Below are 19485 nucleotides of genomic sequence, written 5' to 3' on the forward strand. Positions count from 1 at the left end.
ACCGGTTATACAATCGCTGCATGACGAGCAGCCTCCTCGAGTTCCACGTGTCGGTCACCGCAAATCCGACGCCCGACGAGGTGCGCGAATCCATTTTGGCGGAGCCGGGTTTCGGCAAGTACCACACCGACCACATGGTGTCGATCGACTACGCGAGAGACGCGGGTTGGCACAATGCGCGGGTCATCCCGTACGGGCCCATCGAACTGGACCCGTCGGCCATCGTCCTGCACTACGCGCAAGAAGTCTTCGAAGGGCTCAAGGCCTACCGGTGGACCGATGGATCGATCGTCTCGTTCCGGCCCGAGGCGAACGCTGCCCGGATGCGGGCATCGTCGCGCCGGCTGGCCATCCCGGAGCTGCCCGACGATCTGTTCATCGAGTCGCTGCGGCAGTTGATTGCCGTGGACGGCGCCTGGGTTCCGGCGGCGGGCGGCGAGGAGTCGCTGTACCTGCGCCCATTCGTCTTCGCCACCGAGCCGGGACTGGGCGTTCGCCCGGCCAACGAGTACCGCTGCCTGGTGATGGGCTCACCGGCCGGGGCGTACTTCAAGGGCGGGATCAAGCCGGTCAGTGTCTGGCTGTCGACGGAGTTCGTGCGGGCCTGTCCCGGCGGTACCGGCGCCGCCAAGTTCGGCGGTAACTACGCCGCGTCGCTGGTCGCCCAGGCGCAGGCCGCCGACAACGGCTGCGACCAGGTGGTGTGGCTGGATGCGGCGGAGCGGCGCTACGTCGAAGAGATGGGCGGGATGAACCTGTTCTTCGTGTTCGGCACCGGTGGCTCGGCGCGCCTGGTCACCCCGGAGCTGTCCGGCTCACTGCTGCCCGGCATCACACGGGATTCGTTGCTGCAGTTGGCCACTGACGCTGGATTCAGTGTCGAAGAACGCAAAATCGACGTCAGTGAATGGCAGAAGAAGGCCGCTTCCGGAGAGATCACCGAGGTGTTCGCCTGCGGGACGGCCGCGGTCATCACCCCGGTGTCGCAGGTCAAATCCGCGGACGGCGAGTTCACCATCGCCGACGGCGAGCCCGGTGAGGTCACCATGGCGCTGCGCGACACTTTGACCGGAATCCAGCGCGGCACCTTCGCCGACACTCATGGGTGGATGGCCCGGCTGGATTAGCCCGGCGTGCCCGGTGTACCGGGTGTGCCATCAATACCGCCGGGGCCGCCGGGCCCGCCGTTGGCCCCGAAGCCGTCGGTGACGGTTTGGCCCGCGCCGCCCACACCGCCGATGCCATCCGCGCCGGGGTGGGCGACCCCGCCCTGGCCGCCGGTGCCGCCGAACCCGCCGGTGGCGGTGCCCGCGGCGGCAGTGGTCGCGTTGCCGCCGGCACCGCCGTCGCCGCCTGCGCCACCAAGCAGGTCGTTGTAGCCGTCGGCGCCCGCATCGACGGAGCCATCGACGTAGCCGCCCCGGCCGCCGTCGCCGCCGACGCCGCCGATGGCGCCCTGCCCGACGGCGAAGCTGCCGCCGGTGCCATTGCCGCCGACGCCTCCCTCGCCGCCCGCGCCGCCGGTCGCGCCGTTGAAGGCAACGCCGCCGTCGCCACCCACGCCGCCGCTACCGCCGATGCCGTAGCCACCGCCCCGGCCGCCGATACCGGTGCCGTCGCCACCCTGGCCGCCGTGGCCGCCCGCACCGCCGGTGCTACCGAGGCCCACACCGGCACCGCCGGTGCCGCCGCGGCCGCCCCCGCCACCGATGCCCGCCCAATCTCCGGTGAAGGACAGGCCGCTACCGGCCCCGGCGGCACCCCCCGCGCCGCCGGCGCCGCCGGTGCCACCCGCACTGCCGATGCCGCCGCCCCCGCCGCCTCCACCGCCTGCATTGCTGCCGCTGGCGGCTGCTGCGCCGGAGCCGCCGACCCCGCCTACTCCGCCACCGTCGGCACCGCCGTGGCCACCGTTGCCGCCGGCACCGACGGCGGTGACGCCGGCCCCCGACGACCCGCCGGAACCGCCGTAATTGCCGATCGCCCCGCCGATCCCGTTACCACCATCACCGCCGTCGCCCCCCGCGCCGCCGATATTGCCGAAGCCGCCCCAGCCGCCCCATCCACCGGCACCCGCACCGTGGCTGGCGCCGTTACCCTTGCCGCCGTCGCCGCCGCGGCCGCCGTCCCCGCCGACGCCCGCATTGCGTGCGGCGTTGCCGGATCCCGAACCGCTGTTGCCGCCGTGCCCGCCGCTGCCGCCGTTTCCGCCGCTGCCGGAGGTGGTGCCCCCGTCACCGCCATTGCCCGCGCGGCCGCCCGCACCGCCGCCGCCGGCGACACCGGAGGCGGTGTTTCCACCGTGCCCGCCGTAGCCGCCGTCGCCGCCGTTGCCCATGGCGCCGCCGGAGCCGCCGTGGCCGCCCGCGCCGCCGGCCCCGCCGATGCCGCCGTCACCGAAGAGCGCGGTGGTGCTGCCGCCGTCGCCGCCGTAGCCCCCGTCGCCGCCGGTGAGGCCGGTTGCGCCGTTGTCTCCGGCCCCGCCGGCCCCACCGGCCCCCCCATTGCCGAACAACCAGGCCACGGCGTCTCCGCCGGTCCCGCCGTGGCCGCCCTGTCCGCCGTTGGCGCCGAAGCCGCCTGCCCCGCCGTCGCCTCCGTTGCCCATGAAGGTGCCGCCGGCCCCGCCGTCTCCGGCACGTCCGAACCAGCCGTCCGCCCCGCCCGGCCCGTCGTCGCCGCCCGTGCCGCCGTTGCCGAAGAACCCGGCGTTGCCCCCCTGGCCGCCGATACCGCCGAACGCGGTGCCGCCGTCGCCGCCGTCACCGAACCACAGTCCACCGGCGCCGCCCATGGCCTGTTCGGTGGTGCCGCCGTCGATCCCGTCGGCACCGTTTCCGATGAGCATTTGCCCATTGCCGAAGGTCTCGTTGATCCAGGTGCTGATGTCGATGCCGGACTGGGTGGCCAGCCAGGCCTGGCCGGCGTCGTGTATCGGTGTGTAGATCCAGGTGTCGAACAACTCGGCCATGGTGGGGGCGGCCGGCGACAGCGCCAGCCCGGGGCTGGCAGGGTCGCCAAGACTGGACAGCAAACCAGTCCAGTCCGCTGTTTCCAGGCCGCCGGTGCTCTCGACGCTCAGCCACGACCAGTTCGCCGGATCGAACAGATCGATGATCCAGTCGGCAAGTGGGTCGGCCTGGGCCGGAGGCACGCTGGCCAGTGGGCTGAGCCCAAACGCCAGGAATGCACCCGCCGTGCCGCCCAACCTGGTCAGACGGGCTTGAGTTGTTGGACTACGACGCGGACCGGACATAGCCGTTTCCTTCCCCGAGGAACCTGGCAATTCGCTATGCACGGAACTTAGGGGAGCTGAGCAGGGGGTGAGTGCAGTAGTCGACTACCGCACTTTTCGCGCATGGGGGAGTGCACTACGTAGCGGCAGGTCTGCGCGATCGGCATTGGAATCGCCAATGCCAGCGGACGGGGCTCAGCTCACCGGGTCCGGCGGCAAGTCGGCGTCGTCGGCCACCGGTGACCAATCCACAACCAAGCGCTCGCAACAGTCGGGGTAGTCGTCGTCAACGTCGTCGTCATCAGCGGCGCCGTCGTTCATCGCCTTGCGTGATTCCCGACTCCGCTTGCTGTAGTGCTGATGGCGTGACATCCAGTTCCCTCCCAGGATCACGATGTTAATCACCGACGCAATTTCTACAAAGATCATTTGGGTGTAACACATCGTGTCGGAGAAATGTCCGGAAGTCCGGAAAGGATGCGAAAAAGAAGCGATGCTCAACCGCTGGTCAGGGCGGCGAGCGCTGCCGCGAGCAGTGTTACCGTCCACTCGATGACGGCCCCGAGCACATCGCCAGTGATGCCACCAAAGCGGCGCACACAGCGTTTTACCAGCATAGCGGCGCAAATCAGGGCTGCGGCGACCGCAACCGGCCCCTGCCACGGCGCCGAGCCGGCAGGTATCGCGGCGGCCAGCAGTGCCACCACCCAGGCGGCCGCAACCGGTAGCGGCTGACTGCCGGCCACCGTGGCGCCCAGCATGCTTCCGGCCGCGGCGGGCACCGAGCGCCGGCAGGCCAACACCGCGGCCACCCGGCCTGCGCAGACCGCGAGCACGATCTGCCCCGCGCCCAGCATCGGGAAGGTCGTGGCCTGCAGACCGATCACCAACACCACCGCGACGACCCCGAACGGGCCGGTCGACCCCTCACGCATCACCTGCAGCGCCTGCGCGGCGGGCCGGGCGCACCCCAAGCCGTCAGCCGTGTCGGCCACCCCGTCGATGTGCAGTCCTCGAGTGGCGGCCAACAGCGCCGCCACGGCCAGTAGGCCGGTCACCGGGCTGCCCGGGCCGAAGGCGTATTCGCCGGCCCACACCACGGCCGCGGCCAGCGCGCCGAGAGCGGCGCCGACCACGGGGAACGCGGTCATCGCCCCGCGGCCCGGCGGTCGGTCGGTGGGAACGGGAAGAATCGTTCCGAAGGCGAAAGACGCTGCCAGGGAAGCGATCACGATGATCGGTCGCTGACGCCGGCCTCAGCAAACGTCGACATCGACGACAATGCCGCGACCGCGGCGCGCAGTACCGGCAGCGCAACCGCGGCACCGGTGCCCTCGCCCAACCGCATCCCCAGATCCAGGATCGGCTCCAATCCCAGTGCCGCGCAGGCCAGCGCGTGTGCCGGCTCGGGGGAGCGGTGGCCGGCCTGCCACCATGCCCGCGCGCCCGGGGCCAGCCGGTCGGCGACCAGCGCGGCGGCCGTCGACGCCAGACCGTCGAGCAGCACCGGGGTGCGCCGCACCGCGGCCTGGGCACAGAAACCCGCCAGGGCCGCGAAGTCGGCACCACCGCAACAGCGCAGCAGCGAAAGCGGGTCGGCGTGCTGCGTCCGGGACCGGAACAGGGCGTCGCGCACCGCCGCGGTCTTGCGCGCCCAGCCGGCGTCATCGATGCCCGTCCCGTGGCCGACCACGTCGGAAGGTTCGGCGCCGGTCAGCGCTGCGATCAATGTGGCTGAGACGGTGGTGTTTCCGATCCCCATATCGCCGGGGATGAGCAGATCTGCGCCACCGTCGACTTCCTCGTCGGCGATGCACCGGCCGGCCTCGACCGCGGCCAGGGTCTCCTCGGCGGTCAGGGCGTCCTCGCTCGTGATGTCACCGCTGCCGCGTCGCACCTTGTAGACACCGGGCCCTGTCGACATCGCGGGGGAGTCGGTCGCACCGTCGTTGACGGCAATGTCCACCACCCGCACCCCGGCCCCGCCGATCGCGGCCAGCGCGTTGATGGCCGCGCCGCCCCGGTCGATGTTGGCGACCATCTGTGCCGTCACCTCTGCGGGGTAGGCAGACACCCGTCCCCGGGTTACGCCGTGATCGCCGGCGAACACCACAACGCGGACGCGCTCGAACTGTCGTGGCGGACACTGCCCTTGACAGGCCGCCGCCCACACCGAGAGGGCCTCCAGTCGGCCCAGTGAACCCGCCGGTTTGGTCAGTGAGTCCTGCCGGGCCCGGGCGGCTGCTGCCACCGCGGCATCGGGTGGGCTGACCGGTGGGAAATCCACGAATTCCAAGGTTGTCGGCCCCGATTCGGGCTCAGTCGAGGCGTTCGCCGCGCCGCACCTGCGGGCGCGGTGCCCGCATGCGGCGCAGTGTGGATGCGCGGCTGGCGGCGTACAGCCCCAGCTTCCAACGGCTTTCGACATTGTTCGGGAACTTGGCGTCAGCCATCCGGCCGGCCTTGCGGGCCACCAGCACCCCGTCGACGGCCATCAAGACCATCAGCAGCATCATCGCCGGCGAAATGTAGTACTGGACCTGCGGGACCGCCATCATGATGAACATCAGGCCCAGCGCGACCGGCATGAACAGGCCCAGCAGGTTGTAGCGGGCGTCGACGATGTCGCGAACGTACCGGCGCACCGGGCCGCGGTCGCGTTCCAGCAGCGCCGCCTCGTCGCCGGACAGCATCCGTTCCCGGCGGTCGGCCATCCGCTCACGACGCTCGGCCTTCGCGATCCGGCGCTCTTCCTTGCTCAGCTTCGGGCCGGCCAGCGACTTGCGCCGGGCCCGGGCCTCCGCGGAGGTCATCGGAGCCGGCGCCACCGGGCCGCGACGCTTGGCCGCGGCGCTGCGCTTGGGGGTCGGCCGGCCTTTGGGCGCGGTGACGCCGCCACGAGCGGCGCCCTCAGACTCGTCGCCGTCGAGAGAGACGGCGGAGACCACGGACTCAGCGGACTGAGTCTCGTCTTTTCTACGCCCCGGCAACTTCACGCCCGCCAGATTACTTGCCCGGTCCGCCCGGCCTGCGGCGCCGTCCGCGCGGCTCTATACGCTGCAGTGATGGCTGATCACCCGGGTTCCGGCGGCTCGGCCGGTCCTCGGGCGCGGGCGCTTCGGGTGCTGATCGCGCCGGACTGTTTCGGCGAGACTCTGACCGCGGTGCAGGCCGCCGCCGCCATCTCGACGGGCTGGCATCGCAGCCGACCCCACGACCGGCTGGCGATCGCACCGCAGTCCGACGGCGGCCCGGGCTTCGTCGCAGTGCTGGCCAGCGTGCTGGGCACGGTGGAGCAGGTCCGGGTCAGCGGACCGCTGGATGACCCGGTCGACGCCGAATGGGTCTGGGATGCCGCTTCCAAAACGGCCTATCTGGAATGTGCCCAGGCCTGTGGGTTGGGAGTGCTCGGCGAACCGCCGTCGCCGCGGACGGCGCTACTTGCCCACAGCATGGGGGTGGGACAGCTCGTCGCCGCCGCGCTGGCGGCCGGGGCGCAGCGGATCGTCATCGGGCTCGGCGGCAGTGCGTGTACCGACGGCGGTCGCGGCATGGTCGATGAACTAGGTGGCCTGGCCGCTGGACGCCGGCGGCTCACGGGGGTCGAATTGGTCGCCGCCTGCGACGTGGAATATCCGCTGCTGGGCCCGTGGGGCTCGGCCCGTGTGTTCGGGCCGCAGAAGGGCGCCGACGCCGCCACGGTCGCGGTACTCGAAAGCAGGCTGGCCGCTTGGGCGACCGAACTAGACGCCGCCGCCGGGTGGGAGGCCAGCGCGGCGTCGGGCGCCGGGGCAGCAGGAGGAATCGGGGCAGCCGTGCTGGCGCTGGGCGGCACCATCGAATCCGGGTCCGAGATCGTGGCCCGCCACACCGGTCTGGAGGCCGCGCTCGCCGACACCGACGTCCTGGTCACCGGCGAGGGCCACTTCGATCAGCAGTCGCTGCACGGAAAGGTGGTCGGTTCGCTGGCGGCGGCGGCCCGCGCGCGGGAGTTACCGCTGCTGGTCCTGGCCGGACAGATCAGCCTGGACGAACCCGCCCTGCGGTCGGCCGGGGTGCTGGCCGCCCGGGCAATCGCCGACTATGCCGGCTCCGTGCGGCTGGCCTTGATCGACGCTGCCAACCAGCTGATCGGGCTGACCAGCGTCACAGCGGCGCAGATCGGTGGGCGTCCGGCGGGTTCACCCGGGTGAATCGTCGGTAGGGAACACGTTGGCGCAGGGTATCGTTGTTGTGGTGGGTTCGAGCGCCTCGAGTCGAGGCCGGACCCGCCCCCATGATCAACCGCAATAGGGAGACGCAATGACTGTCCAGGATCAGTCGACCACCGAGTCTCACGGCGTGGTCTTGACCGATGAGGCCGCGGCCAAGGTGAAGGCGCTGCTGGAACAGGAGGGTCGTGACGACCTGACCCTGCGGATCTCGGTCCAGCCGGGCGGCTGCGCCGGCCTGCGCTACAACCTGTTCTTCGACGACCGCAGCCTTGACGGTGACGTGGTCGCGGAGTTCAACGGCGTCACGCTGACCGTCGACCGGATGAGCGCGCCGTACCTGCAGGGTGCCGAGATCGGCTACGCCGACCAGATCGACAAGCAGGGCTTCACCATCGAGAACCCCAACGCCGGCGGCTCGTGCTCGTGCGGCGATTCGTTCAACTGAGCACCTGATTTCATCTCCTGCGCCGCGGGTTTTGTGCTGCCCGGCGCCGAGCAGGTGGCACCGGGGCGCTACCGTGGGTATCCACATCCAGGCCCAATGGTGACGATATGAGGGGGATTGTTCAGTGACGATTGCGGTGACCGGTTCGATTGCGACCGACCATCTGATGCGCTTTCCGGGTCGGTTCTCCGAACAGCTGCTGGCCGATCACCTGCAGAAGGTTTCGCTGAGCTTCCTGGTCGATGACCTGGTGGTGCACCGGGGTGGCGTGGCGGGCAACATCGCCTTCGCCATCGGTGTGCTCGGTGGCGACGCCGCCCTGGTCGGCGCCGCCGGTGCTGACTTCGCCGACTACCGGCAGTGGCTGGTCTCGCACGGCGTCGACTGCGACCACGTGCTGACCTCGACCACGGCGCACACCGCCCGGTTCGTCTGCACCACCGACCAAGACATGGCCCAGATCGCGTCGTTCTACCCGGGCGCGATGTCGGAGGCCCGCAACATCTCGCTGGCCAAGCTGGTCGAGACGGCCGGGAAGCCGGAACTGGTGATCGTCGGGGCCAACGACCCCGAGGCCATGTTCTTGCACACCGAGGAGTGCCGCAAGCTGGGGCTGGCGTTCGCCGCTGACCCGTCGCAGCAGCTGGCCCGGCTGACCGGCGACGAGATCCGTAAGCTCATCGACGGTGCCGCCTACCTGTTCACCAACGACTACGAGTGGGACCTGCTGCTGTCCAAGACCGGCTGGACCGAGGCCGACGTCATGAAGCAGGTGGGACTGCGGGTGACCACCCTGGGCGGCGACGGCGTCGACATCGTCTCGCCGGACGGCTCCCGCGTCCACGTCGGCGTGGTTCCGGAGAAGTCCCAGACCGACCCGACCGGCGTCGGCGACGCGTTCCGCGCCGGCTTCCTCACCGGCCGCAGCGCCGGGTTGAGCCTGGAGCGGTCCGCGCAGCTCGGTTCGCTGGTAGCGGTGCTGGTGCTGGAGTCCACCGGAACCCAGGAATGGGTGTGGGACCGGGCCGCCGCGGTGAGCCGCCTGGCGGATGCCTACGGCGACGCCGCCGCGGCCGAGATCGACGCCGCGCTCAAGTAATCTGCCGAGCAGACGTAAAAGCCCCCTATTCGTGCCGAATCAGGGGGCTTTTACGTCTGCTCGCGGGGGTTAGAGCCTCGCGGGGGTTAGAGCCGCACGGGGTAGTCCGGCTCCCTGATGGTCGGCACCACGGTGTGCTCGACGAAGATCGCGTGCCACAGCATGAAGATCAGCACGGTCCACAGCCGACGACTGTGATCGGCGGTGCCGAGGCGGTGCTCGTCGAGCATCGTGCGCACCGCGGCGACATCGATCAGGTGGTCGGCGCCGGTGGCGTCCACCGTGGCGTAGGCCCACTCCAACAGCTCACCGGCGCGCAGCCAGTGCCGCAGCGGCACCGGGAAGCCGAGCTTGGGGCGGTGCAGCACATGCGCGGGAATGATCGGCTCCAACGCCCGACGCAGCGCGTACTTGGTGGTGGTGCGGGTGATCTTGGCCGACACCGGCAGGCGCGACGCGACCGCGAACACCTCCGGGTCCAAGAACGGCACCCGCAGCTCCAGTGAATTGGCCATCGTCATCTTGTCGGCCTTGACCAGGATGTCGCCGCGCAGCCAGGTGAACAGATCGATGTGCTGCATGCGGGCCACCGGGTCCCAACCGGCGGACTCGGCATACACCGGGGCGGTGACGTCGGTGTGGGTCCAGTCGGGGGAGAAGCCCGGCAGCACCGCGCGCAGTTGCTCGTCGGAGAAGCTGCGTGCGTTGCCGTAGTAGCGCTCCTGCAGTGTGAGTGACCCGCGGTGCAGCAGGCTCTTGCCGCGCATGCCCTCGGGCAATGGCCGCGACGCCTTGCCCAGGGATCGGCGCACCGGTCCCGGCAGGTAGTCGAACGGTCGCAGCGACAGTGGCTCTCGATAGATCGTGTAGCCGCCGAACAGCTCGTCGGCGCCTTCGCCGGAGAGCACCACCTTGACGTGCTTGCGGGCTTCGGCGGCGATGAAGTACAGCGGTACCAGCGCCGGGTCGGCGACCGGGTCGTCGAGGTACCAGACGATCTCGGGCAGGGCGGCGACGAACTCGGCCGGGCTGACCACCTTGACCACGTGCCGGGCGCCGATCGCCTCGGCGGAGGCAGCGGCGACGTCGACCTCGGAGAAGCCCTCCCGCTCGAATCCGGTGGTGAAAGTGATCAGTTTGGGGTTGTGGCGCATCGCCAGCGCGGCGATCGCGGTGGAGTCGATTCCGCCGGACAGGAACGCGCCGACGGTGACGTCAGCCCGCATGTGCTTGGCGACCGAGTCCTCCAGCACCGCGGTGATCTCGTCGTAGCGTGCCTGCTCGGTGTCGCGGGTGATCGGGGTGGCGTCGAACCGCGGCCGGAAGTAGCGGGTGGTCTCCGGCTCTCCGCCGGGCCGAATCCGGGCATAGCAGCCCGATTCCAGCCGGCGAATACCGCGGTGCAGCGTCTCCGGTTCCGGCACGTACTGCAGGACCGTGTAGTGCTGCAGCGCGCGGGTATCGATGGCGGTGGCCCCAACATCAAACCCCACGACTTCAGCAAGATCCAGCAGGCACTTCTTCTCGCTGCCCACCACGGTGCCGCCTGGGCCGGACGCAATGAACAGCGGCTTGATCCCGAACGGGTCGCGGGCACAGAACAGCTCGCCGGCCACGGTGTCCCACACCGCGAAGGCGAACATCCCGCGCAGCCGCGACAGCACCTCGGTGCCCCAGTAGTGGTAGCCCGCGACGATCGCCTCGCCGTCACCGTCGGTGGCGAACACCGCGCCGTGTTCGGCGGCCAGCTCATCACGCAGTTCCAGGTAGTTGTAGATCTCGCCGTTGAACACCAGCTCGTAGCGCTCCGGAGCCTCTGGCGGGCCCCACCGCATGGGCTGGTGGGAATGGGCGATGTCGATGAACGACAGCCGGTTGAACCCGAACACCACGCGGTCCCCGGCCCAGATGCCGCCTGGCTCGTCCGGGCCGCGGTGGCGCATCAGATGGGTTGCGCGGGACACCGCGCCGGCGACTTCGGCCACATCAGGGCCGGGTGTCGTGCCGGCCGGGGCACACACGAAGGCCAGCAGTCCACACATCGGGTCCCAGTATGCCGCACCGCTATCGGCGTTGAACTGCGAAGGCCCATGTAGGCCTGCGAAGAAGCTGTGGAGCCAGATGAGGTGGTCAACACACCGGGGCGGCCAACCGGCAGGTACATCAAACCTCGGTGATCCGGGTGGTCTACGCTGCGTAGTATTCGACTGCTCCGCCGGGTCAGTCGGCCCGTTCTGTGACTCGAGGAGGCACCAACGTGACACGTCGCGGGCAGGGCGTTGCACATCGCCGTCTGCTTCGACCGCTGACCGCGGTCAGCGTGCTCGGACTGCTGGCGGTAACGCTCAGCGGTTGCAGCGTCGACTGGACCGATGTGGTCGGTTTCGGCTGGCCCAAGGGCATCACGCCCGAGGCTGAGGCGAACTACCAGCTGTGGATCGGCATGGTCATCGCTTCGGTGGTGATCGGTGGGCTCGTCTGGGGAATGATCTTCTGGTCGATGATCTTCCACCGCAAGAAGGCGACCGACACCGAGCTGCCGCGCCAGTTCGGCTACAACATGCCGCTGGAGCTCGGACTCACCGTCCTGCCGTTCCTGGCCGTCGCGGTGATCTTCTACTTCACCGTCGTGGTGCAGGAGAAGATGCTGCACCACGAGCCCAACCCCGAGGTGGTCGTCGACGTCACCGCCTTCCAGTGGAACTGGAAGTTCGGTTACCAGAAGGTCGACTTCCACGACCACACCCTGAGCTACGACGGCGTGGACCAGGCGCGCAAGGACGCGATGACGTCCAAGCCGGAGGGCGTGGACGCGCACGGTGAGGAACTGCGCGGGCCGGTCCAGGGCCTCAACACCGAGGACCGCACCTACCTGAACTTCGACAAGATCGAGACGGTCGGCACCACCGGAGAGATCCCGGTGCTGGTGCTGCCCAGCGGTAAGCGCATCGAGTTCGTGCTCAACTCGGCCGACGTCATCCACGCCTTCTGGGTTCCCGAGTTCCTGTTCAAGCGTGACGTCATCGCCTGGCCCGAGCGCAACAACCAGGTGAACACCTTCCAGGTTGCCGAGATCACCAAGGAAGGCGCGTTCGTCGGCCACTGCGCCGAGATGTGCGGCACCTACCACGCGATGATGAACTTCGAAGTCCGGGTGGTCTCGCCCAATGACTTCAAGGCCTATCTGGATCAGCGCATCGCCGGAAAGACCAACGCCGAGGCGCTGGAGGCGATCAAGCAGGAACCGTTGGCGACCACCACGTTCCCGTTCGACAGCCGCCGTGGCCTGCTAGCCCCGCAAGCCAGCAACAAGTAGGGACAACCGCATGCGCATCGAATCCAGGCTGTTCGAGTTCGTCGCCACCTTCTTCCTGATGGTCGGCGTGATCTACGCGGTGCTGACCGGCAAGTTCGCCACCGGCGGTGTGGAATGGGCCGGCACCACCGCGCTGTTCCTGACCGGCATGATGGCCATGATCGTGGCTACCTTCTTCCGGTTCGTGGCACGCCGGTTGGACACCCGTCCCGAGGACTACGAGGCGGCCGAGGTCAGTGACGGCGCCGGTGAGTTGGGTTTCTTCAGCCCGCACAGCTGGTGGCCGATCTTGATCGCGCTGTCCGGGTCGGTGGTCGCCGTCGGTATGGCTCTGTGGCTTCCGTGGCTGATCGCTGCCGGCGTGGTGTTCGTGTTGTCGAGCGTGGCCGGACTGGTCTTCGAGTACTACATCGGCCCCGAGAAGCACTGACCAGATCTCGGCTGCGGCCGCCGTGTCGACCCGCTTGGGTAGGGTTGCCGATGCACAATGACCAACGGTGGTTGATGTCTACCGCAGCCGGTGAGGTCGTGGCTCGGCGGTTTGAAGAGGATAGGCGGGAATGAGCGGGCCGAATCCCCCAGAGGCGGGCTCTGGAGACGAGGGCTCCGGCAACGGTCAGCCGGCCCCAGACCTAGCCTCTGACAGGGCCCCCGACGCAGGCGCGGGTGGGGAGATTCAGCCGCTGGACGATGTGACGGCCACTCCGGCCGCCGTGCCGGCCGACAACACCGCGTACTCGCAGGCCTACTCGGCGCCCGAATCCGAGCAGTTTCTGAGCGGCCCTTACGTTCCGGTGGATCCGCGGCTCTACGACTACGACAACTACGACGTGCCCGACGAACCGGAGCCGGGCGCCAAGACGCCCCGGTGGCCGTGGGTGGTCGGCGTCACGGTGATCATCGCCGCGGTCTCGCTGGTGGTGTCGGTGGCATTGCTGTTCGCCCGCACCGAAACCCACGACCTGGCGACGCCCGCGACCACGAGCAGCACGGTCTCGGTACCGCCGGTACAGGACGAGATCACCCGGACCAGCACCAGCACCACGGTGCCGCCGCCTCCGCCGCCCACCAGCGAGGAGCCGCCGCCTCCGCCGCCCAGCAGCGAAGAGCCGCCGCCGCCCCCGCCGCCGCCGGCGAGCGAGGAGCCGGCACCGGAGCCATCGACCACGACGCAGGAGACCACCACGACCACGCAGGCGAAGCCGCTGCAGGTGACTTATTCGGTGACGGGCACCAAGGCGCCGTTCGACCAGATCACGATCACCTACGTGGATGCCTCCGGGCAACGTCGTACACAGCGCAACGCCTACATCCCGTGGTCGCTGACCCTGACACCGATCTCCCAGTCGGAGATCGGTTCGGTAGAAGCGACCAGCATGCTGCGGCTGAGCAAACTCAACTGCTCGATCACCAGCAGTGACGGTAGGGTGTTGTTCTCCAACAGCAATGACGCACCGGCGACGAGCTGCGGATGACCGGCGGGAACATGGTGGATCGATTCATTCGACCGGGGCAGTCCCCGGAGGTCACTGACCGCATCCTGCTGGGCGCGTGCGCAGCGATCTGGCTGACGCTGCTGGGCATGAGCGTGGCGGCCACAGTGGCACTCGTGGATCTCGGGCGAGGCTTTCACGAGCCGACCGAGAGTTCGCACAGCGGCCTGCTCTACATCGTGATCGGCGCCTCGGCGTTGGTCATCCTCGCGGCCATCCCGGTGCTGCTCCGCGCGCGCCAGCCCGGTCCGCCGCGGCCCCCCGGCTTCCCCCCGCAGGCGCCGGCCAAGCCGCCGCGCCCGAACGCCCAGGACGCTCCGCTCCAGCAGCCCGGATTCGATGCTCCGGGCCGGCGGGCGGCCGGTACACGCCAGGTGCTGCCCAACCAGGCTCAGGTGGACCGGGTGTTGCTGCGTGGCATCACGGTGCTAGCCAGCGCGGTGGGCGGCGCGTTGACTTTGGTCGCGTTGGCGACCTATCTGATGGCCGTCGGCAAAGACACCGGCTCGTGGGTCTGCTACGGGTTGGCCGGGGTCGGTGCTGCCGCCATGCCGGTGATCCCGTGGCTGTACCTGCGCCAACTGGGTGAGGTACTGGAGCTGCCGTCTCGTTTCGGCTGAGCGGCGCCGTTGTCCCACCGAGCCTGGCTATGGCCAGAGCAGCGTCGTTGACCAGCTGGTGTCGTCGTCCCGTTCGTAGCGCAGCCTGCGGTGCCGGCGGCTAGCGTCGGCCTGCCAGAATTCGACGGCGTCGGCCCGGACCGCGTACGACACCCACTCCGCAGGCACCAGGGTAGGGGAGTGCTCGAGCTCCAGATGTGCCCTGGCGAGTGCCTCGCTGATCTCTGCCGGATCGGCGTAGGGCTCACTCTGCCGGCCGGTGAGCACCATCGCCCGGGCGCCTTGCGAGCGGGCCAGGAAGTCGTCGGCGGTCACCGAGGGTGGGTCGGGGAGTGCCATGCCGTCGATCCTGACCTGACGGCCCAATGTGGGCCAGTAAAACGTCAGTGAGACAGCGGGATTGCGGTCAAGATCGGCACCCTTGCGACTGGCCGAGCTGACGCCGAAGTGCCAACCGGCGGCGTCGACGTCTTTGAGGATCAACACCCGCGCCGACGGCCGCGCTGGGGCAGTCCCGGTCGCCGCGCCGACCGTCGACAACGTCATCGCGTGGGGTTCTGCCACGCCGCTGTCGACAGCGTGCAGCAGCCACTCGATGAACAGGGCGACCGGATCGGCCGGTGCTTGCGCCGGGTCGAATTCCGGTGCCGCACCAACCAAAACGGGCAGCCCGCGCAGGAGATTGCGCAGGCTGCCCGATTGTTCGGACCCAGTGGGCCTAATGGTGACCGTTGGTGTTACCGCCTTGGTGCTCGGCCAGTGCGGTCAGCGCACGCCGCTCGCTGGCGTGTGCCGCCTCGGTGAGCGCGGCGTCCTCGTCGACCGGGTCGGCCGTCAGGAAGCTGCCGCTACCGGGAGCACCGCCCGAACCGAGCTTGTTCATCTTCTTGGGCAGCGGTGCACCGGCATATTCCAGCGGAATCGGGTGGCCGTGGTCGTCGACCGGGCCCAGCGGCTGGTGCAGCTCGATGTAGGCACCGTGCGGCAGCCGCTTGATGATGCCGGTCTCGATGCCGTGCTCGAGCACGTCACGGTCACTGCGCTGCAGGCCGATGCACCACCGGTAGGTGATGAAGAAGATAAACGGCGGCAGCACCACCATCCCGATACGGCCGATCCAGGTCGTCGCGTTCAGCGAGATGTGGAACTTCCACGCGATGATGTCGTTCATCGCGGCCAGGGTCAGCACCATGTAGAAGCTGATCGCCATGGCGCCGATCGCGGTACGGACCGGAGCATCCCGGGGACGCTGCAGCAGGTTGTGGTGCGCGTAGTCGCCGGTGAACTTCTTCTCCAGGAACGGGTAGACCATCAGCAGGATGAAGACCAGACCCATGATCAGCGCGACACCGACCGGGCCGGGAACGGTGTGGCCCCAGAAGTAGAACTCCCAGGCCGGCCAGAGACGGGCCAGACCCTCGGTCCACATCATGTAGAAGTCCGGCTGGCTACCCGCCGACACCTGCGACGGGCGGTAGGGCCCCAGGTTCCAGATCGCGTTGATCTGCAGCAACCCGCCCATCAGGCCCAGGATGCCGGTGATCATCGCGAAGAACGCGCCCGACTTGATCGCGAAGACCGGCAGCACCCGCACGCCGACGACGTTGGTCTCGGTGCGGCCCGGTCCGGGGAACTGGGTGTGCTTCTGGAACCACACCAGCGCCATGTGCACGCCGATCAGGGCCAGGATGATGCCCGGGATCAACAGGATGTGCAGTGCGTAGAGCCGGGGGATCAAGATGGTGCCCGGGAAGTCGCCGCCGAACAGCGCCCAGTGCAGCCAGGTGCCGATCACCGGCATGCCCAGCGTGATCGAGGACAGCGCGGCGCGCAGACCGATACCGGACAGCAGGTCGTCGGGCAGCGAGTAACCGAAGTAGCCCTCGAACATGGCCAGGATCAGCAGCAGCGACCCGATCACCCAGTTCGCCTCACGCGGCCGACGGAACGCGCCGGTGAAGAAGATGCGCGCCAGGTGCACCATGATCGACGCCGCGAACATCAGCGCGGCCCAGTGGTGCAGCTGGCGGACGAACAGGCCGCCGCGCACCTCGAAGGAGATGTCGAGCGCCGACTCGTAGGCCCGCGACATCTGCACGCCGTTGAGCGGCTGGTAGACGCCGTGGTAGATGACCTCGGCCATCGACGGGTCGAAGAACAGCGTCAGGTAGACGCCGGACAGCAGCAAGATGATGAAGCTGTACAACGCGATCTCACCGAGCAGGAACGACCAGTGCGTCGGGAAGACCTTGTTGAACTGGCGGCGTAGCGCGGCCGCCGGGTGGTAACGGGTATCGATGTCGTCTGCTTGGCGTGCGAGCAGGTCGCCGATTGCAGGGCTCATGAGGTGCGCTCCCAGAAGGCCGGTCCGACAGGTTCGATGAAGTCGCCGTTGGCGACCAGATGACCATTGGCGTCAATGGTGATCGGCAGCTGTGCCAGTGCGCGAGCCGCCGGGCCGAAGACCGGCTTGGCGAAGTGCAGCGCGTCGAACTGCGACTGGTGGCACGGGCACAGGATCCGATAGGTCTGCTGCTCGAACAGGGAAGACGGGCAACCCAGGTGCGAGCAGATCTTGGTGTAGGCGAAGAAGTCGCCGTAGTTGAAGCTCTCCTGGCCTTGGCGCTTGACCACCTTGGGCATGTCGTCGGGCCGGATGCGGATCAGCATCACCGGGTTCCGGACGCCCATCATGATCGCGGTGAGCTTCTCGTTCGATTCTTCGGTGGTGCCGTCGCCGTCGGACTCACGCCACGGGAACACGGTCTCCATACCGCCGGCGTCGAGGTCCTCGGGCCGCATCTTGACGAACGGCGAGTTGGTGCTCTGACCGGTCGCGCGGGCCAGGTAGATGGTCTCGCCGGGGTAGCGCGGGGTCCATCCGGACGTCCACAGCGCGGCCTTCTTGCCTTCGGCGGTGTCGACGACCGGCTTCCACGGGTTCTTGATCAGGCCACCGGCGCCGGCCACCAAGGTGCCCAGGCCGAAGGCGCCGAATCCGACGCCCAGCGACGCACCCAGCAGCTTGCGCCGCCCGATGGTCGAGCCCTCGAACGCGTCGGTCAGCTGGGCCGCCACGGTCTTACGGTCGATCTCGGGGGAGCTGCCGTCGTGACGGTCCTGGATGGTGATCTCTTCGGGGATGAACTTCTTGACGAACAGCACCGCGCCGATCGCGATGCACAGCACCGAGAGCCCGAAGGTCAAGCCGTACAGCGGAGTTGCCAGCGAGTAGGCCAAGCCGTCCGGGGACTCCAGCGGTGCGTACTCCCACGGCCAGAACAGGAAGACCAGCAACAGGGCCAGCCCGAAGCCGCCACCCGCCAGGAACCAGGCCGCGACCCGGCGCTCGGCGCGCTTCTCGGCCCGCGTGCCCTCGACCGGCCAGCGCGGCTCCTTGAAAACGGTGTTGACACCGTCGATGCTGCCGCCGAGAGCCAGCAGCTCATCGTTGCTCATCGTCGCCAGTGCAGCGTCGTCGGGGAGTTCGGTCTTGTCGTTGCTGCTCATGAGCGTGCCCCGATCCACATTGCCGCGGCGATGGCTGCGACCATGCCGATAATCCAAATCACCATTCCCTCGGGCGCCGGGCCGAACCCGCCGAGCCCGTAGCCGCCCGGATCGCGTTCCTCGGTAACGGATTTCACGTAGGCGATGATGTCCTTCTTCTCCTCCATGGAGATCTGCCGGTCGGAGAAGCGCGGCATGTTCTGCGGGCCCGACAGCATCGCGGTCAGGATCTGCTGCTCGCTGGCCGGCTCCAGGTCGGGCGCGTACTTACCCGAGGACAGGGCGCCGCCCCGGCCGGTGAAGTTGTGGCAGGACGCGCAGTTGAGCCGGAAGAGGTCGCCACCGCGGCCCAGGTCGTCGCCGCGCAGCGAAGCCTGCGCGATGCTGCCATCGGCGTTGCGCACCACGGTGGGTCCGCCGCCGTTGGCCTGGACGTAGGCGCCCAGGGCGTCGATCTGCTTGTCGTCGAAGAACGGGTACGTGCGGGGGGCCTGCGCCTCACCGCGGACCGCGGGCATCCGGCCGCTGGAGACCTGGAAGTAGACGGCGGCTTCACCGACGCCGATCAGGCTCGGACCGCGGCCCACCTCACCCTGCAGGTTGGCGCCGTGGCAGCTCACACACGAGGTGTCGAAGAGCTGCTTACCGGTCCGCAGCAGGGCCGAGGCCGACTCGTCGGCCACCGCAACCTGCGGGGTCGGGGTCAGCAGCGCGGCCATTCCACCGGCCAGGGCCAGGGCGACCAGCAGCAGCAGTCCGCCCGAGGCCCGACGGCGCAGGCGCCGGCGGGCGACGGTGTCGTTGTTGCCAGGTCGGGCCCACTTCTTCAGTGTCTTCAACCGGACACTCCTGTTCATCGGGCGGTTGCTCATCGGATGAAGTAGATCGTGGCGAACAGTGCGATCCACACGATGTCGACGAAGTGCCAGTAGTAGGACACGACGATCGAGGCGGTGGCCTGAGCCGGGGTGAACTTGCTCATCGTGGTGCGCAGCATCAGGAAGATGAAGGCGACCAACCCACCGATGACGTGCAGGCCGTGGAACCCGGTAGTCAGGTAGAACACGGTGCCGTAGGCGCTCGACGGGATGGTGGTGCCGTGCGCGATCAGGTGGGAGTACTCGTAGGCCTGACCACAGACGAAGAACAGCCCCATCAGGAAGGTCAGCAGGTACCACCGGCGCAGCCCGAACACGTCGCCGCGCTCGGCGGCGAACACGCCCATCTGGCAGGTGAACGATGACGCGATCAGCACCAGCGTCACCGGGACCGCCAGCGCGAGATTCAACTCCGTTGGCGGTGGTGGCCAGGCACCTCCGGACTGCGCGCGTGCCGTGAAGTACATCGCGAACAAACCGGCAAAGAACATCAATTCACTGGACAGCCACACGATGGTGCCGACGCTGACCATGTTGGGACGGTTCAGCGAATGCACACGAGAAGTAATGGCAGTACCCGAGGACCCCACAGCGCTCGTCACCCCGCAAGTATGACGCTATGTAGTTGTAGAACTCCACCCGGGGCTGGCAATTCGTTTGAACTGGTGTGGTAGG

At 68.7% G+C, this 19485-nt stretch carries 19 protein-coding genes; 8 read left to right on the forward strand and 11 right to left on the reverse strand.

Annotated features, from left to right (window positions below; translation table 11 throughout):
- Positions 1-20 precede the first annotated feature (20 nt).
- Positions 21-1127 carry a branched-chain amino acid aminotransferase gene (locus tag ACKY0X_RS08830; RefSeq protein WP_409429128.1) on the forward strand — a complete coding sequence of 369 codons (1107 nt, stop codon included), beginning with the start codon at positions 21-23 and terminating at the stop codon, positions 1125-1127.
- Here ACKY0X_RS08830 and ACKY0X_RS08835 read toward each other — a convergent pair.
- From ACKY0X_RS08835 to ACKY0X_RS08855, 5 genes are all read right to left on the reverse strand, one after another.
- A complete protein-coding gene (locus ACKY0X_RS08835; RefSeq protein WP_409429129.1) occupies positions 1124-3256 on the reverse strand; it encodes a PE family protein in 2133 nt (710 codons plus the stop codon). The two genes, ACKY0X_RS08830 and ACKY0X_RS08835, sit on opposite strands and share 4 nt — an antisense overlap.
- Before the next feature lie 174 nt (positions 3257-3430).
- Positions 3431-3607 (reverse strand): hypothetical protein, encoded by a 177-nt coding sequence (locus ACKY0X_RS08840; RefSeq protein ID WP_409429130.1) that lies wholly within the window; start codon positions 3605-3607, stop codon positions 3431-3433.
- Between the two features lie 125 nt (positions 3608-3732).
- Positions 3733-4467: an adenosylcobinamide-GDP ribazoletransferase gene (locus ACKY0X_RS08845; RefSeq protein ID WP_409429131.1), complete on the reverse strand. Its 735-nt coding sequence runs from the start codon at positions 4465-4467 to the stop codon at positions 3733-3735.
- Positions 4464-5522, reverse strand: coding sequence for a nicotinate-nucleotide--dimethylbenzimidazole phosphoribosyltransferase (gene cobT / locus ACKY0X_RS08850; protein WP_409429132.1), 1059 nt, complete (start codon positions 5520-5522; stop codon positions 4464-4466). Before cobT ends, ACKY0X_RS08845 begins: the two co-directional genes overlap by 4 nt.
- Before the next feature lie 31 nt (positions 5523-5553).
- Positions 5554-6231 (reverse strand): DUF3043 domain-containing protein, encoded by a 678-nt coding sequence (locus ACKY0X_RS08855; protein ID WP_409429133.1) that lies wholly within the window; start codon positions 6229-6231, stop codon positions 5554-5556.
- 69 nt (positions 6232-6300) lie between these two features.
- Here ACKY0X_RS08855 and ACKY0X_RS08860 point away from each other — a divergent pair, with 69 nt between their 5' ends.
- The 3 genes from ACKY0X_RS08860 to ACKY0X_RS08870 all read left to right on the forward strand — a co-directional run bounded on the left by ACKY0X_RS08860 (position 6301) and on the right by ACKY0X_RS08870 (position 8993).
- Entirely contained in the window at positions 6301-7428 is a 1128-nt protein-coding gene (locus ACKY0X_RS08860; RefSeq protein WP_409429134.1) for a glycerate kinase, read from the forward strand.
- Positions 7429-7537: 109 nt separating this feature from the next.
- On the forward strand, positions 7538-7894 hold the full coding sequence (locus tag ACKY0X_RS08865) for a HesB/IscA family protein (RefSeq protein ID WP_024440524.1): 357 nt from the start codon (positions 7538-7540) through the stop codon (positions 7892-7894).
- Positions 7895-8018: 124 nt separating this feature from the next.
- Positions 8019-8993: a carbohydrate kinase family protein gene (locus ACKY0X_RS08870; RefSeq protein WP_409429135.1), complete on the forward strand. Its 975-nt coding sequence runs from the start codon at positions 8019-8021 to the stop codon at positions 8991-8993.
- An 86-nt stretch (positions 8994-9079) separates the two neighbouring features.
- Here ACKY0X_RS08870 and asnB read toward each other — a convergent pair whose 3' ends face one another.
- Positions 9080-11035 carry an asparagine synthase (glutamine-hydrolyzing) gene (gene asnB, locus ACKY0X_RS08875; RefSeq protein WP_409429136.1) on the reverse strand — a complete coding sequence of 652 codons (1956 nt, stop codon included), beginning with the start codon at positions 11033-11035 and terminating at the stop codon, positions 9080-9082.
- A 194-nt stretch (positions 11036-11229) separates the two neighbouring features.
- On the opposite strand from asnB, the gene ACKY0X_RS08880 reads away from it, so the two are divergent.
- From ACKY0X_RS08880 to ACKY0X_RS08895, 4 genes are all read left to right on the forward strand, one after another.
- Positions 11230-12309 carry a cytochrome c oxidase subunit II gene (locus ACKY0X_RS08880; RefSeq protein ID WP_409429137.1) on the forward strand — a complete coding sequence of 360 codons (1080 nt, stop codon included), beginning with the start codon at positions 11230-11232 and terminating at the stop codon, positions 12307-12309.
- Positions 12310-12319: 10 nt separating this feature from the next.
- A complete protein-coding gene (locus tag ACKY0X_RS08885; RefSeq protein ID WP_409429138.1) occupies positions 12320-12739 on the forward strand; it encodes a cytochrome c oxidase subunit 4 in 420 nt (139 codons plus the stop codon).
- A 130-nt stretch (positions 12740-12869) separates the two neighbouring features.
- Positions 12870-13784, forward strand: a complete 915-nt coding sequence (locus ACKY0X_RS08890; protein WP_409429139.1) for an MmpS family transport accessory protein — start codon at positions 12870-12872, stop codon at positions 13782-13784.
- 11 nt (positions 13785-13795) lie between these two features.
- A complete protein-coding gene (locus tag ACKY0X_RS08895; protein ID WP_409429560.1) occupies positions 13796-14422 on the forward strand; it encodes a DUF2561 family protein in 627 nt (208 codons plus the stop codon).
- A 27-nt stretch (positions 14423-14449) separates the two neighbouring features.
- Here the strand turns inward: ACKY0X_RS08895 and ACKY0X_RS08900 are convergent, their stop codons facing one another.
- From ACKY0X_RS08900 to ACKY0X_RS08920, 5 genes are read right to left on the reverse strand one after another with little or no spacing between them, the layout of a single operon-like run.
- Positions 14450-15082, reverse strand: coding sequence for a pyridoxal 5'-phosphate synthase (locus tag ACKY0X_RS08900; protein ID WP_409429140.1), 633 nt, complete (start codon positions 15080-15082; stop codon positions 14450-14452).
- 58 nt (positions 15083-15140) lie between these two features.
- Complete coding sequence (locus ACKY0X_RS08905) at positions 15141-16766, reverse strand: cytochrome bc complex cytochrome b subunit (RefSeq protein ID WP_065038655.1); 1626 nt, start codon at positions 16764-16766, stop codon at positions 15141-15143.
- Positions 16763-17932, reverse strand: coding sequence for a ubiquinol-cytochrome c reductase iron-sulfur subunit (locus tag ACKY0X_RS08910; protein ID WP_065038661.1), 1170 nt, complete (start codon positions 17930-17932; stop codon positions 16763-16765). Before ACKY0X_RS08910 ends, ACKY0X_RS08905 begins: the two co-directional genes overlap by 4 nt.
- Entirely contained in the window at positions 17929-18804 is an 876-nt protein-coding gene (locus ACKY0X_RS08915) for a cytochrome c (RefSeq protein WP_233428645.1), read from the reverse strand. Before ACKY0X_RS08915 ends, ACKY0X_RS08910 begins: the two co-directional genes overlap by 4 nt.
- Complete coding sequence (locus ACKY0X_RS08920) at positions 18801-19412, reverse strand: heme-copper oxidase subunit III (RefSeq protein WP_046283762.1); 612 nt, start codon at positions 19410-19412, stop codon at positions 18801-18803. Before ACKY0X_RS08920 ends, ACKY0X_RS08915 begins: the two co-directional genes overlap by 4 nt.
- Between the last annotated feature and the right edge of the window lie 73 nt (positions 19413-19485).

Source organism: Mycobacterium sp. SMC-11, from assembly GCF_046250095.1.
Classification (GTDB): Bacteria; Actinomycetota; Actinomycetes; order Mycobacteriales; family Mycobacteriaceae; genus Mycobacterium; species Mycobacterium heraklionense_A.

Bases quoted from the DNA above. Each gene is read 5' to 3' on its own strand.
- ACKY0X_RS08830 (WP_409429128.1), top strand. From the start codon at position 21: ATGACGAGCAGCCTCCTCGAGTTCCACGTGTCGGTCACCGCAAATCCG.
- ACKY0X_RS08835 (WP_409429129.1), bottom strand. From the start codon at position 3,256: ATGTCCGGTCCGCGTCGTAGTCCAACAACTCAAGCCCGTCTGACCAGG.
- ACKY0X_RS08840 (WP_409429130.1), bottom strand. From the start codon at position 3,607: ATGTCACGCCATCAGCACTACAGCAAGCGGAGTCGGGAATCACGCAAG.
- ACKY0X_RS08860 (WP_409429134.1), top strand. From the start codon at position 6,301: ATGGCTGATCACCCGGGTTCCGGCGGCTCGGCCGGTCCTCGGGCGCGG.
- ACKY0X_RS08865 (WP_024440524.1), top strand. From the start codon at position 7,538: ATGACTGTCCAGGATCAGTCGACCACCGAGTCTCACGGCGTGGTCTTG.
- asnB (WP_409429136.1), bottom strand. From the start codon at position 11,035: ATGTGTGGACTGCTGGCCTTCGTGTGTGCCCCGGCCGGCACGACACCC.
- ACKY0X_RS08885 (WP_409429138.1), top strand. From the start codon at position 12,320: ATGCGCATCGAATCCAGGCTGTTCGAGTTCGTCGCCACCTTCTTCCTG.
- ACKY0X_RS08890 (WP_409429139.1), top strand. From the start codon at position 12,870: ATGAGCGGGCCGAATCCCCCAGAGGCGGGCTCTGGAGACGAGGGCTCC.
- ACKY0X_RS08895 (WP_409429560.1), top strand. From the start codon at position 13,796: ATGGTGGATCGATTCATTCGACCGGGGCAGTCCCCGGAGGTCACTGAC.
- ACKY0X_RS08905 (WP_065038655.1), bottom strand. From the start codon at position 16,766: ATGAGCCCTGCAATCGGCGACCTGCTCGCACGCCAAGCAGACGACATC.
- ACKY0X_RS08910 (WP_065038661.1), bottom strand. From the start codon at position 17,932: ATGAGCAGCAACGACAAGACCGAACTCCCCGACGACGCTGCACTGGCG.
- ACKY0X_RS08915 (WP_233428645.1), bottom strand. From the start codon at position 18,804: ATGAGCAACCGCCCGATGAACAGGAGTGTCCGGTTGAAGACACTGAAG.